Consider the following 13,455-nt stretch of genomic DNA (forward strand, 5'->3'; position numbering starts at 1 on the left):
GGCCCTGGTCACCCGGCCAGGCCGCTGGCGGCGTACGCCACCTCGGCCAGCAGGTTCTGTCCGTCGGTGTCCGGGTGGAAGTAGTCCAGCCGGTTCAACTGGTCCACAGTGAACCGGGTGTCGTGCACCGCTCCGTCGTCGAACCGGCACCGGTCGCCGTGCGCCCGGCAGGCCCCGGCCAGTTCCCGGTTGTACGCCGCGACCCGGTCGCGGACCGCCGCCCGGCGCTGTGTCGCGGCCTCGTCGGTCGCCGTCGCATCGGCCAGCAGCGACGGACACACGCCACGGTCCCAGGCCCGCACCACCCGCTCCTCGCCGTGCCCGATCTCCCACAGCCGGTACAGGTCGGGGATGCTCAACACCAGGACCTCCGCCTGCGGCAGCCCGTCGCCCAGCACCCGCAGGGCCCGGTCGACGTCGTCACGGAACGCGGCCGCCGGGGTCATGTCCTGTGGCGTCGCCCGGCACGCGTCGTTCGCGCCGATCAGCACCGTCACGTACTGGGCCGAGACGTCCACCGCCGACGCGGCCTGGTCGGCCAGCGCCGCCGCCCGCGCCCCCGGCACCGAGAAGTCGTGCTCCTGCCCGTTCATTGCCGGGTTGACCTCGGCGATCCGCTGGTAGAGGCTATCCACCCGGAAACCGTCGCCGGTGGACCACGAGTTGCGCCGGCAACTGGTCAGCAGGACGCAGGATCCGTACCCGGCGGTGATCGAGTCGCCGAGCGCGGCCATCGACGACGGCAGGTCGGTGCTCGGTGGCGGGGGTGAGGTCGCGCCCGGCTCGCCGCCGTCCTCGCCGGCTTCGCAGGCCAGCGCCACCAGGGCGCAGACGGCGGCGGCACCGGCCACCCAACGTCGGTGCATCCGGACCTCCAACGCAGCGGAAAGCGACGGCAGGGTAACTATATGCGTCGGCGTGGATCTGGCGACAGCCACCGGGCCGCACCGGTCGACAGCTCCGCACCGATCGACAGCTCCGCCAGGAAATCGGGCAGGGCCCGCCGGGGCACCCACCCCTGGCCGTAGGCCCGGCCCAGATCCAGCACCGTGCCGTACGCCAACTGCTCCACCGCGTACCTCGTCAGTCGGCCGGTGCCCGGCACCCCCAGCCGGGCCGCGCCGCCGGCCAGCGCCGCCGCGCCCAGCGCCACCGGCACCGGCACCCGCAGCGGTCGCGCCGGCCGCCCGGCCGCCGCCAGCACCCCGGTCACCACGGCGTCGCGTGAGTACGGTGCCGCGTCGGCCACGTTGTACGGACCCGGTGGCCAGCGCAGCGCCGCCAGGCACGCGTCGGCCAGGTTCTCCACCGCCGTCAGGCTCATCGCGACGTCCGGACCGGGCAGCGGCACCCGACCCCGTCGGACCGCAGCCAGCAGCCGGGGCAGCAGATGCGGGTCGCCGGCCCCGTAGACCGCCCGGGGCCGCAGCACCACCGCACCGGCCGCCAGCGCCAGCCGCTCCCCGTCGGCCTTGGTCCGCCCGTACCCGGTGCGCTGGCCGTCGGTCGGGTGATCCTCCCGGATCGCGGCGCGATGCCGACCCGGTCGGTAGACGCTGGCGCTGCTCACCCAGACCACCGGCCGGTCGGCCGCCGCTCGCAGCAGCCGGGCCGTGCCCGCCACGTTCACCGCGTGGTACGCGGCCTCCGCCGCCGCGCCGGCCGGTGGATCCCCGACCGCCGCCGCCAGATGCACGACGACGTCGACGCCCCGCAGATCCGGCAGCTCCCGGCCGGCGTCCCACGGCACGTGCCGGCCCACCGGGCCGGGTCGGCGGCCCACCGCCACCACCTCGGCGCCGGCTGCGGCGGCTGCCCGCGCCACCGCCGACCCGCAGAAGCCGCTGGCCCCGGTCACCGCGATCCGCAGCCCGGCCAGCCGGGTGTTCACCGGGTCGCCCGGACCGTCAACCGGGCCCAGCCCGGCAGCGCCGACCGCCGGTCCACCCGCGCCCCGGTCACCACCGGCCGGTACGGCGCCAGTGCGGCGAGCACGTCGTCGAGTTGGGCGTGGGCCAGCCGGGCGCCCGGGCAGTGGTGCGGGCCGGTGCCGAACACCAGATGGCCGACCGCCGCCGGCACCGGCGCGTCCGGATCCGGGTGCGGCGCACCAGCGCGGGCCGCGTGCCGGGCGACCAGCAGCAGCCGGTCGCCGGGCCGCAGCCGGGTACTGGCCCGCAGCGGCCGGGTGTCGGCCAGTTCGGCGGCGTCGGCCACCACCCGGGGCAGCACCGGGCTCGGCGCGGTCACCCGCAGCAGCTCCGCCACCAGCGCGGTCCGCGAATCGGCGCGGTCCGCCGCCGGCCACAGCCGGTCGTCGGCGCACCAGGCGACGGCCCGGGGGATCGCCGCCACCGTCGTGTTGATCGAGGCGACGGCCAGCATGCCGGCTCGGGCGGCCTCGTCCGCCGGCCCGCCGAGCAGCCGGGTCAGCTCGGCGGCGGCCGACGCGGTGGCGGCGCGGTCCCGGCGGGCCCGGCCCGGCCAGCGCAGCCCGGGCAGATGCCCCCGGGCGGCGAGCGCCGCAGCGGACCGGGCCGCGGCGGTCAACGCGTGCGCCGGCACCGACACGTCCAGCATCGCGGCGGTGCTCGCCCCGGACAGCTCGGCCACCAGGTCGACGACGTCCACCTCGGCCCCGTCGCCCAGTGGTGCCAGCCGCCGCCGCAGCACGTCCAACCAGACCGGCCGTAGCCGGGCGACCCCGTCGGCGCCGAACCCCGACGCGGCACCCCGGCGGGTCCGCCGGTGCCCGGCGCCGTCCTGGTCGAACAGGAATCCGTCGCCGCCGGTGGCCCGCCGCGCCGCCCCGGCGGTGGTCCGCTCGGCCGAGCGGTCCAACGGGACCCGACGCAGCGCGTCGGCGAACGGCACCGCGTCGTGCACCAGCACGATGCGGCCGATCCGGCGCACCGGCGCGCGTCGGGTCGCCGCCAGCAGGGCGAACAGCACCGGATGGCTGCCCAGGTAGACCCACCGGTCCCGGCGGCGGCCCCGCCGGGCCGGGCGCGGCTCAACCATCGCGGGCCACCCGCGCCGCCACCTGCGCCGCCGCCCGCCGGTCCGGCTTGCGGGACCGACCGGCCAGCGGAACCCGTGCGAACATCACCCGGTCCGGGCGGGCGGACCCCATCCGGTCCAGCACCGGCCGCAACGCCGCCCGCAGCCGGGCCCGGTCGGCGCCCGGCTCCGGCTGCACCACGGCCACCAGCCGTTCGTCACCGTCGTCGGCCGGCACGCCGACCAGCACCGCCAGCGCCACCCCCGGTGCGTGCAACGCCGGCTCGTACAGCCCCGGGTAGATGTTCTCCGCCGCCCGCAGCACCATGTCCTTGCACCGGCCGGCGAGCACCAGCCGGTCGCCGTCGAGCCGGCCGACGTCGCCGGTGGCCACCTCGGCCATCGGCGGTTCACCGAGGTACCGGTCCGCCTGCCCCGCACCGGACAGCCACACCTGCCCGGTGTCGTCGACCCGGGCGGACACCCCGGGCAGCGGCCGGCCCACCAGGTCCCCGTCGGCGGCGTACCCGCGCTTGTCGGCCTCCTCCACGGCGGCGGCCGGGAACAGCTCGGTCAGCGCGTACACCCCGTACGCCCGGTCCGCGCCGGCCCGCTTGACCCGGCCCAGCAGGGCGGCGCTGACCGGGGCCGAACCGCTGAACACCTGCCCGGTCAGCCGGGGCGAGTGGTCGAGCACCGCGCGTAGCTGCGGCGGTGTCAGGTACGTCGCCTGCGGCCGCAGCCGGGTCAGTTGCCGGGCCAGCAGCGCCGGCGGCCGGTCCGGCAACGCCACCGGCGCGCCGGCTGCCAACGCCGGCACCAGCACGAAGAACGTGCCGCCCAGCACCGGTGCGTCCGGCTGCGGGCCGACCAGCCCGGTGACCGCTCGCATCCCGGCGGACAACCCGGACCGGGTGTGCACCACCGCCCGGGGCCGGCTGGTCGTCCCCGAGGTGAAGACGATCACCGCGTCACCGTCGCCGTCGAACGCCGCCGGCGGCGGGCCGGCACTCGCCGGCAGCGCCGGCGCGCAGCCCGGCAACCGGCGGCCGACCGTACGGACCGGGGCGATCCGCGTCAGGTCCGGCAACGCCAGATGCGCGCGGCGGGCCAGCGGGCCGGCCCAACCGGCCACCGCCTGCGCCGCCGCGTCGGCCAGCACCAACGCCGGCTCGGCCACGGCGAGCCGGGCGGTCAGCACATCCGGGCCGGCCGTCGGATCCAGCACCGCCACCCGCACCCCCAGGTGGTACGCGGCCAGCAGCACCGCCAGCGACCGGGGGCCCGGGCGTACCGCCAGACCGAGGGTGTCCCCGGCGGCGAGCCCGTGCCGGGCCAGCGCGGCGGTGTACCGGTCGGTGAGATTGGTCAGGTCACCGGTGGTGGCCCGGACCCGGGACCGGCCGGTCAACGCCGTGGCGGTCAACACCGCCGGTCGGTGCGGGTCGGCGCGCAGCACCATGGCGAGGCGGTCCAGCATCAGTCGCGGTCCTTCCCGGTCGGCGGCGTCACCGCGGGTCCTCGGTCAACGGGCCAGCACCCCGGTCCAGGTACCAGGCGGCGGTGCGGCGCAGGCCGTACGCCCGCAGCCGCCGGGTCGAGTTCTCCACCACCATGTCCCGGCGGTGGATGATCGCCGACGTGGTGCGGCGTACCCGGTTGAGGAAGGTCCGGTCGGTCGGCGACGGCCGCCGTGGCATGCCCCCGCAGGCCTGGTACAGCTCGGCGGTGACCGCCATGTTGTTGCCGGCGTGCATCCGGTAGGGCGCCAGGTAGCCGTCGGCGCGTCGGTGCGCCGGGCGCAGCCGCCCGAACGTCGCGGCGAGCAGCACCAGCACCCGGAACCCGGCCCGGCCGACCGGGCCGTGTTCGTCGCGGCGGGCCCGGATCGCGCCGCAGACCAGCCCGGCCCCGCCGGCCAGGCCGGCACGTGCCGCCGCCACCCAGCCGGGCCGCGGCAGACAGTCCGCGTCGGTACGGGCCAGCCACTGGGCGCCGTGCGTGATGGCGTACCGGAAACCGGTGTCGACCGCGGCGCCGACGCCCTTGCACGGTTCGTGCAGCAGCCGCACCGGAAACGGCGCGGCCGCGGCGAACCGCTCGACCACGGCGGCGGTGCCGTCGGTGGAGCCGTTGTCGACCACGACCAGGGTGAAGTCCCGATCGGTCTGGTCGGCCAGCGCGGCCAACGTCGCACCGATCCGGGCCTGCTCCTGGTACGCCGGCACCACCACCCACAGCGGCCCGGTGCCGGCCGCCGCCGGTGCGGCGGGTGGCTGCTCGACCGCCCGGGTCAAGGCTTCTCCCAGACCATCGTCATCACGCTGACCCCGCCACCCAGACCGATCGCCAGCACCCGGTCACCGCTGCGCAGCCCGGCGTCGACCCGGGCCAGCTGCACCCCGAGCGTGGCGCTGGCCAGGTTGCCCAGCTCGTCGACGGTGACCTCCAGCTTCTCCTTCGGCACCCCGGTGACCTCGATGAAGCGTTCCAGGTACGGCACGCTGACCTGGTGCACCAGGACACGTTCGTAGTCGACCCAGTCCCAGCCGGTGCGCCGCCGCACCCGGTCCAGGATGTCGGTGCCGATCCGTTCGAAGACCGACCGCAGGGCGTGCCCGTCGCCGTGGAAGTAGGTGTGCTCGTCACCGCGCGGGTGGCGGGAGCCACCGCCGAAGATGCCACCGACCGACCAGTGCCCGGACCGGGTCTCGGTGTCGACGTCGACGATCCCGCCGCGCCGGACCGGCTCGACCAGCACCGCCGCCCCGCCGTCGCCGAAGGTGTAGCCGGCGAACGACGACCGGGCCTGCGCCATGCTGTCCAGCCGGGGACGCATCACCCGGGTCGGGGTCTCGCCGGTGACGACCAGCGCCCGCCGCGCCCGACCGGCGACGATCATCGACCGGGCCAGGTCGATGCCGTTGATGAAGCTGTTGCAGGCGTTGCTGACGTCGACCGCGTGCGCCGAGCCGCCCAGCTCGGCCTGGACGATGTGCGCGGTCGCCGGTTCGACCATGTCCCGGCTGGCCGAGGCGAACAGCAGCAGGTCGACGTCGTCGCAGGAGCGCCCGGCGGCGTCGAGCGCCCGCCGGGCGGCCCGCACCGCGAAGGTCGAGGCGTACTCGTCGGCTGCGGCGACCCGACGCTGTCCGATCCCGGTCATCGTGGCGAACAGCCCGGGTGGCAGCACGACGTCGCTGGCGGCGGCGACGCGGTCCTGCAGGTCGGCGGTGGTGAGGGTACGGTCGGGCAGGCTGACGCCGACCCCGGTGATGCCGACCCGGGCGACGGGCCACTCCGGTCGCGACGAAACGTTCATCGGTTCAGCTTCCTGCCGGACCGGGCCGGTCCGGATGAGTAGGGGTGCTCAGCCCGACCTGGTGGTGCGGGCCGGCGTCGGTGGCGAGGTTACGGCCCGGTGTCTGCCGGGTACAGCCCGGGGATGGCCACGAAGTCGCAGCCCAAGGGGGCCCGGGGTACCGTCGGTCACGCTTACAGCGCGTTGAATCTGCGGCTGGCGATGGCCGGCTTCGGGTTGGTCTTCTGCACCGTGCTCGGGGTGCTCGCCTGGCGCGCCGACCTGACCGCCGGCGCGATCGTGCTGTGGGTGCTGGCCGTGATCGCCGTGGTCGACCTGGTCGTCGTGCAGCGTCGCCGCCGGGCCCGCCGGCGGGAGCAACCGGGCGTACGGCACTCGCTGTTCGAGTGAGCCGGAATTCGGTGGCCTCGTCCGGCGTTGCCGGCTAGCGTGACCGCCATGTTCGGCACCGTCGGCGCTGTGTGGCCCGCAGGTCTTCACCTGCCGGGCACCGCCGTCGTGTGCGCATGGCTGGCTGATACCCGAGGCTGACCCTCCTCCCGCTGCGGCAGAACCATGGAGGAGGGTGGCCCGGTCCTCCGGCGCTGCCCGTCGACGGGTGCGCCGGGCGGCGTGGTTCTGACGCGGTCGGGCGGTCTGGCACCCGCCCCGCGTTCGTCGTCCGCCAGTTTCGTTCACCCACCCTGGAAGATCATCATGGCCAAGAGTCAGTTCGTGCGGGCGAAGCCGCACCTCAACATCGGCACCATGGGCCACGTCGACCACGGCAAGACCGCCCTGACCGCCGCGATCACCAAGGTTCTTGCCGACCGGGACCCGGCGGCCAACCGGTTCGTGTCCTTCGACGGCATCGACCGGGCGCCGGAGGAGGTTTCGCGGGGCATCACCATCAACATCTCGCACGTCGAGTACGAGACCGCGACCCGGCACTACGCCCACGTGGACATGCCGGGCCACGCCGACTTCGTGAAGAACATGATCACGGGGGCGGCGCAGGTGGACGGGGCGATCCTGGTCGTCTCCGCGCTCGACGGGGCGATGCCGCAGACCCGCGAACACGTGCTGCTGGCGCGTCGGGTCGGGGTGCCGTACCTGGTGGTGGCGATGAACAAGGCCGATGCGGTCGACGACCCGGAGCTGCTCGACCTGGTCGAGCTCGAGGTCCGCGACCTCGTCACCGAGTACGGGTTCCCCGGTGAGCAGGTGCCGGTGGTACGGGTGTCGGCGCTGCGGGCGCTGGAGGGCGACCCGCGCTGGGTGGACTCCATCGTGGAGCTGCTCGACGCGGTCGACCGGTACGTCCCGGTGCCGCCCCGCGAGCTGGGCGAGCCGTTCCTGATGCCGATCGAGAACGTGCTGACCATCTCCGGCCGGGGCACCGTGGTGACCGGTGCGGTCGAGCGGGGCACCCTGCGGGTCGGCGACCCGGTGGAGGTGGTCGGGCTGGGTCCGACCCTGTCGACCGTGGCGACCGGGCTGGAGACGTTCGGCAAGTCGCTGGACACCGCCGAGGCCGGCGACAACGCCGCCGTACTGCTGCGCGGGGTCAAGCGGGACCAGGTGCAGCGGGGCCAGGTGGTGGCGGTGCCCGGCAGCGTCGCCGGGCACCAGCGGTTCCGGGCCCGGCTGTACGTGCTGACCACCGCCGAAGGTGGCCGGCACACGCCGTTCTTCGCGAACTACCGGCCGCAGTTCTACTTCCGTACCACGGACGTGGTCGGGTCGGTGCGGCTCGCCGACGGCACGATGGCCATGCCGGGCGACACCGTCGAGGTGACGGTGGAGCTGGGTAAGCCGGTCGCGATGGACGTCGGGCTCGGCTTCGCGGTCCGCGAGGGCGGCCGTACGGTGGCCGCCGGCACGGTGGCCGGACTGCTCGACTGACAACCGGGTACGGCCCTTCGGTCCAGCCGAAGGGCCGTACCCACAGTGGATTGTCGCCGGCTGCCCTTTCTGCTCACAGCAGATCTCCTGTCAGCAGAAAGGGCAGCGGCCCGGTCCGTCTCCGGTCGATGCTGGTAGCCATCATCACCGTGATCGAGAGGGCGTCACTGATGCGGCACACCAGTCCCGCGATGGCTGCGGACGGCGCGACCACCGGCTTCGGCGACCAGGTCTTCCAACAACTGCTCAAGGAGCGGGTGATCTTTCTCGGCACCCAGGTCGACGACACCTCGGCCAACACGATCTGTGCGCAGATGTTGCTGCTGGCCGCCGAGGACAGCGAGCGCGACATCTTCCTCTACATCAATTCGCCGGGCGGCGTGATCAGCGCCGGCATGGCCGTCTACGACACGATGCACTACATCGGAAACGACGTGGCGACCGTCGGCCTCGGTCTCGCCGGGTCGATGGGTCAGTTCCTGCTCTGCGCCGGCGCGCCCGGCAAGCGTTACGCCCTGCCGCACACCCGGATCATGATGCACCAGCTGTCCGGTGGGATGGGCGGCACCGCCGCCGACATCGCCATCCAGGCCGAGAACATGCTGCACATCAAGCGGACGACGATCGAGCGCATCGCGTTCCACACCGGCGCACCTGCGAGGAGGTCGAGCGGGACTCCGACCGGGACCGGTGGTTCACCGCCGAGCAGGCCCGCGAGTACGGCATCATCGACCAGGTGATCGCCACCACGGCGCAGCTGTCCACCGGCGGCGTCCCCAGCTGACCTGGCGAGCCTGGACGGAGACCTTCGATGCTGCTGCGACAGGTCATCGGGCGGGTGCTGCGTCGGCTCCGGCAGGACCAGGGCCGCACCCTGCAGGACGTCGCCCGAGCCGCCGGCCTGTCCACGGCGTACCTGTCGGAGCTGGCCCGCAGCCGTCCGATGGCCACCGTCCGCTGGCGACGATCCGTCCGGCCCTCGGGCGGGTCTCCGTCGGCCACCCGAGGGCGACGGGGACGGGCGGGTCCGTCCGCCGGTCGGCCGGGCGAGCGGCGGGCCGGCCGACCGGTGGCTGACCCGCCGCTCGCGGCGCAGCGGCGGGTCAGCCACCAGCACAGGTTCAGGAGCAGGCCACCCCGTTGACGGTGATCAGCTCCGGTGCCGGGTTGGCCCCGCCGGCGGTGGTGGCGTTCAGCCCGAACATCGCCGTCTCGCCGGGCTCCAGCCGGCCGTTGTAGGTCTCGCTGCGGGCCGTCACCGTCGCCCCGCTCTGGCTGACCTCGGCCATCCACGCCTCCCGGAGCCGCTGGTCACCGGTGAACGCGAAGCGGACCGTCCAGCCGTCGACCGTGGCGTCCCCGGTGTTGGTGATGTCGACCTGGGCGGTGAAGCCTCCGCCGCCGGCCCACTCGCCGTAGTTGACGTACTCGGCCCGGCAGCTCAACGGCGCCGGTGCCGGCACCGCGTCGCCCTGGTCGGCCAGGAAGGAGGCGATCCAGCTCAACGCCGAGTTCCAGTTGATCGCCACTTCGTTGGTCGCGTACGACTCGATGTCGTCGACGTAGCAGAACATCGGGGCGCAGCCGTCCAGCAGGTCCCGGGCGAACGGGTCGTCCAGGCCGGCGTTGGCGCCGCCGGCGATCGACCCGGCCGGCGGGATCGGCAGGTCCGGGTCGAGCTGGTTGCCGAAGATCCGGCTGTGCTGGTTGCGCGGGTACACCGTGCCCCAGCCGGTGACGTAGGAGTGGTTCAGCGCGTTGCGGCCGAAGATGTAGTCCATCGCCTGCACGGCACCGTCGCGGTACCCGGTCTCCCCGGTCATGTCGTACGCCGTGGCGAGCACCACCGCGTTGTTGATGATGTTGCTGTTCGCGCCCCAGAAGTAGGCGCCCCGGTTGCCCGGCGTCGGCAGGCCGTACGCCTGGCTGTCCCCAGTGGCGAGGTAGGAGTCGGCGGCGGCCACCACCGAGGTGCGGATCCGGTCCCGCTCCTGCGGGGCGAGCCCGTTCGGCACGGTGGCCAGGTCGAGCCGGCCGAGTGCGGCGGTGGAGCCCCAGCCGAAGCCGGTCGCGTCGAAGACGTTTCGGGTGTGGTGCGGCGAGGCGGTGACGTCGTCGAGGTAGCTCTGCTCGCCGGTGGTCAGGTACATCTCGGCCGCGGCCCAGTAGAACTCGTCGCTGACGTCACCGTCGCTGTACGAGCCGCCGCCGTTGCCGTCGGCCGGGTCGGCGATCCGGTCCGGGTTGGCCTTGGCCGCCGCGTACGCCGTCGTCGCCGCGGTCCGGCACTGCTCGGCGAACGCGGTGTCGTACGGGGCGTACAGTCGGGCGCACTGAGCGGTGACGGCCGCCAGGTTCAGCGTGGCCGCGGTGGACGGCGGATGCAGCTCCCGCAGCTCCGGGTCGTCCTCGGGCTGCAGCGGCAGGCCGGTCCAGTTCCGGTCGTGGATCTTGTGGTGCGCCATCCCGGCGAGCGGTTCACCGGCCGGCACCTGCATCCGCATCAGGAACTCCAGCTCCCAGCGGGCCTCGTCGAGGACGTCCGGTACGCCGTTGTCCCGCTCGGGCACCCGCAGGCTGCCGTCGCCGAGCCCGGCACCGCCGTCGGCGGTGGGCGCGGTCTTGGTTCGCTCGAACGCGCTGAGCAGCTGGTAGGTGGCGATGCCGCCGTTGACCACGTACTTGCCGTGGTCGCCGGCGTCGTACCAGCCGCCGCGCACGTCGAGCCGGTAGTCGCAGACGCCGGGCTGGCACGGCACGTCGATGTCGCCCTGGTTGGGGGCGACGCCGACATGGCCGGCCGGGCGGGCGTACTCCTCGCCGACCAGGTCCCCGTCGATGGCGATGCCGCTGCGCTGGATGTAGAAGAACTGCAGCGCGTCGGAGCGCAGCTGCTGGTAGATGTCGCCGGAGATGGCGAACGGGTAGCTGGTCTCGCCGTCGGTGACCAGGGTGAACCCGGTGCCGGTGCCCCGGTACGCGGAGAAGTCGACGCTGTGCGTCTGCTCGCCGGAGGCGCTGTCCAGCCCGCGTACGGTGCTGGTGCCGCTGGCCACGACGGCCCCGTCGGCGTCGTGCAGCTGCCAGTCGAGCGGTTCGGTGGCGTCGGTGACGACGGTGGCGTTCTTGGGCCCGCCGGGCAGGTAGCCGACCTGGTTGACCCGCACCCGTGGGCCGGTGTCCGGCACGTACGGCGGCTCCTCCTCGCCGCCGCGCAGCGAGACGTCGTCCAGGCAGAAGGTGTACTCGTCGGCGTTGCCACCGACCTGGAAGGCGAGCTGGGCCCGTTCGGTGTCCTCGCTGGCGACGAAGGTCGCCTCGACCCGCGACGGTTCGGCGGTCAGCGCCAGGTCGCGGCCGAAGTAGCCGGTGTATGGGTCGGCGCCGAGCTGGACGACCGCCCGTACGGCGGCGGCCGGTTCGGCGGACGCCGTGAAGCCGATGGTGTACTCCTCGCCGGCGATCAGCGGCAGGCCCTCCTGCAGGATGCCGGCGTCCCACGGATTGGCCAGCCCGGTCGGGACGGTGGCGCAGAGCCGTCCGTCGACCACCCCGGTGCCGGTGGTGCCGTAGCTGATCCAGCTGTCGGTGCCGTTGCTGAAGTCGCCGTTGGTGATCTGCTCCGGCCCGCCGGGTGGGGGACCGGCGCTGTCGTCGCTGAGCAGTGAGACGTCGTCCAGGCAGAGGGTGTACTCGTCGGCGCCGCCGCCGAGTTGGAAGGTGAGGGTGCCGTCGGGCGAGTCGAGATTGGCGGTGAAGTCGTAGGTGAACGTCTCGGCGTCCGGCCCGAGGTCGAGCTCGCGGCTGAGCACGGTGGTGTAGGGCTCCGCGTTGAGCTGGACGTTGGCCCGTACGGTCGCCGGAACGTCGCTGGTGGCCGTGAAGGCCAGCCGGTACGCGGCACCGTCGATGAGTTCGATGCCGTTGTGTCCGATGCTGGCGTCCCACGGGTTGGTGGTGCCGCCGGGCACGCTGGCGCACAGCTCGCCGTCGGTGGCGGCCAGGGCGACGTTCTCGGTACCCCACCAGGGGGCTGTTCCGTCGTCGAAGGTGCCGTTGACGATATGTTCGCGTTCCTCGGCGTACGCCGTCGTCACGGTCAGGGTGGTCAACGCCAGGACGCCGGCACTGGTGCCGGCGAGCAGCGCGACCGTCCGGCGTCGTCTGGATCGGGTCACGGGGTTCCTTCCGCGCGTGGGTCGGACTGCCTGGCCGGGGCAGCCGAGGGCCGGACCTGACGTCGGTCTTCCCGGACTGCACCGGAGGCAGGATTGGGAGCGCTCCCATTGATCCTAGACGATGTTGCCAGGGCGTTACCGGTGTGTCAATCACGTCATGCGCGGCGGGCCGCGCAATGGATGCTGGACGCCCAATATGCGCCATTTGTTGGTTTACGTCCGGTTGTCGACCACGATTCTCCATGATCTTTAACATCTGCATGCTGATCTACTAGAGACATTTCGGCCCTGTTCCTGGCAGGCTGCCAGCCATGACCCTGAAGCTGCGTTCCGCGGCGGTGACCGACCGCGGCCTGATCCGGAGCGGGAACCAGGACTCCGTGCACGCCGGCGACTGGCTCGTCGCCGTCGCCGATGGCATGGGTGGGATGGCCGCCGGGGATCTGGCGAGCAAGATCGCGATCGAGGCGATCGCCCCGCTCGATGCGGCCGTCGCGGACGATGAACTGGTCCCGAGGCTCCAGGCGGCGGTCGAGACCGCCAGCGCCGGCATCCGTCAGGCGATAGCCGAGGATCCGGCGCGGGAAGGGATGGGAACGACGCTGACCGCCCTGCTCTTCGCCGGGTCCGGCGCGGCGATCGCGCTGGCACACGTCGGCGACTCGCGGGCCTACCTGCTGCGGGGCGGCGCGCTGGAGCAGGTCACCCGGGACGACACATTCGTGCAGATGCTGGTCGACGAGGGCGTCATCACTGCGGAGCAGGCCGCCAGCCATCCGCGTCGGGCGGTGGTCACCCAGGCGCTGCAGGGGGAGAACGTCAACCCCGCCTACCAGGTCTTCGAGCCGCAGACCGGCGATCGTTGGCTGCTGTGCAGCGATGGGCTGTCGAACGTGGTACGGGCGGAGAGCATCGCCGAGGTGCTGGCCACCTACGCGGACCCGCAGGCGGGCGCGCAGCGTCTGGTCGACCTGGCGATCCGGGCCGGTGGCCCGGACAACATCACCGTGGTGATCGGCGACATCACCGAGGTCACCGCCGACATCGCCGAGTGACGGTTGCCCAGACGCC

General features: G+C 73.6%; 11 protein-coding genes and 1 pseudogene. 5 read left to right on the plus strand and 7 right to left on the minus strand.

Features of this window, described 5'->3' with window-relative positions; genetic code table 11:
* Positions 1-8: 8 nt before the first annotated feature.
* From EDC02_RS05760 to EDC02_RS05785, 6 genes are read right to left on the minus strand one after another with little or no spacing between them, the layout of a single operon-like run.
* Positions 9-866 carry a GDSL-type esterase/lipase family protein gene (locus EDC02_RS05760; protein WP_123604534.1) on the minus strand — a complete coding sequence of 286 codons (858 nt, stop codon included), beginning with the start codon at positions 864-866 and terminating at the stop codon, positions 9-11.
* A gap of 38 nt (positions 867-904) precedes the next feature.
* A complete protein-coding gene (locus EDC02_RS05765; RefSeq protein WP_233605759.1) occupies positions 905-1,891 on the minus strand; it encodes an NAD(P)-dependent oxidoreductase in 987 nt (328 codons plus the stop codon).
* Positions 1,888-3,021 (minus strand): cytochrome P450, encoded by a 1,134-nt coding sequence (locus EDC02_RS05770; RefSeq protein ID WP_123601055.1) that lies wholly within the window; start codon positions 3,019-3,021, stop codon positions 1,888-1,890. The genes EDC02_RS05765 and EDC02_RS05770 overlap by 4 nt, the downstream gene beginning before the upstream one ends.
* A complete protein-coding gene (locus EDC02_RS05775) occupies positions 3,014-4,480 on the minus strand; it encodes a class I adenylate-forming enzyme family protein (protein WP_123601056.1) in 1,467 nt (488 codons plus the stop codon). Before EDC02_RS05775 ends, EDC02_RS05770 begins: the two co-directional genes overlap by 8 nt.
* Positions 4,481-4,508: 28 nt before the next feature.
* Entirely contained in the window at positions 4,509-5,297 is a 789-nt protein-coding gene (locus tag EDC02_RS05780) for a glycosyltransferase (protein ID WP_233605760.1), read from the minus strand.
* Positions 5,294-6,322, minus strand: coding sequence for a 3-oxoacyl-ACP synthase III family protein (locus EDC02_RS05785; RefSeq protein ID WP_123601057.1), 1,029 nt, complete (start codon positions 6,320-6,322; stop codon positions 5,294-5,296). The genes EDC02_RS05780 and EDC02_RS05785 overlap by 4 nt, the downstream gene beginning before the upstream one ends.
* Positions 6,323-6,445: 123 nt before the next feature.
* Between EDC02_RS05785 and EDC02_RS05790 the strand changes: the two genes are divergently transcribed.
* The 4 genes and pseudogenes from EDC02_RS05790 to EDC02_RS42680 all read left to right on the plus strand — a co-directional run bounded on the left by EDC02_RS05790 (position 6,446) and on the right by EDC02_RS42680 (position 9,350).
* Positions 6,446-6,712, plus strand: coding sequence for a DUF6343 family protein (locus EDC02_RS05790; protein ID WP_123601058.1), 267 nt, complete (start codon positions 6,446-6,448; stop codon positions 6,710-6,712).
* A 306-nt stretch (positions 6,713-7,018) separates the two neighbouring features.
* Positions 7,019-8,206 (plus strand): elongation factor Tu, encoded by a 1,188-nt coding sequence (gene tuf / locus EDC02_RS05795; RefSeq protein ID WP_123601059.1) that lies wholly within the window; start codon positions 7,019-7,021, stop codon positions 8,204-8,206.
* Positions 8,207-8,397: 191 nt separating this feature from the next.
* A pseudogene (locus tag EDC02_RS05800) lies at positions 8,398-8,990 on the plus strand (ATP-dependent Clp protease proteolytic subunit).
* A gap of 27 nt (positions 8,991-9,017) precedes the next feature.
* The gene (locus tag EDC02_RS42680; RefSeq protein WP_123601060.1) at positions 9,018-9,350 is read left to right on the plus strand and encodes a helix-turn-helix domain-containing protein; all 333 of its coding nucleotides are present in this window, start codon (positions 9,018-9,020) and stop codon (positions 9,348-9,350) included.
* Here EDC02_RS42680 and EDC02_RS05810 read toward each other — a convergent pair.
* Positions 9,328-12,384 carry a glycoside hydrolase family 9 protein gene (locus tag EDC02_RS05810; protein ID WP_233605761.1) on the minus strand — a complete coding sequence of 1,019 codons (3,057 nt, stop codon included), beginning with the start codon at positions 12,382-12,384 and terminating at the stop codon, positions 9,328-9,330. The two genes, EDC02_RS42680 and EDC02_RS05810, sit on opposite strands and share 23 nt — an antisense overlap.
* 311 nt (positions 12,385-12,695) lie before the next feature.
* On the opposite strand from EDC02_RS05810, the gene EDC02_RS05815 reads away from it, so the two are divergent.
* Positions 12,696-13,439 carry a PP2C family serine/threonine-protein phosphatase gene (locus EDC02_RS05815; protein ID WP_123601061.1) on the plus strand — a complete coding sequence of 248 codons (744 nt, stop codon included), beginning with the start codon at positions 12,696-12,698 and terminating at the stop codon, positions 13,437-13,439.
* Positions 13,440-13,455: the final 16 nt, after the last annotated feature.

This window comes from Micromonospora sp. Llam0 (assembly GCF_003751085.1).
In the GTDB taxonomy this organism is placed as follows: Bacteria; Actinomycetota; Actinomycetes; order Mycobacteriales; family Micromonosporaceae; genus Micromonospora_E.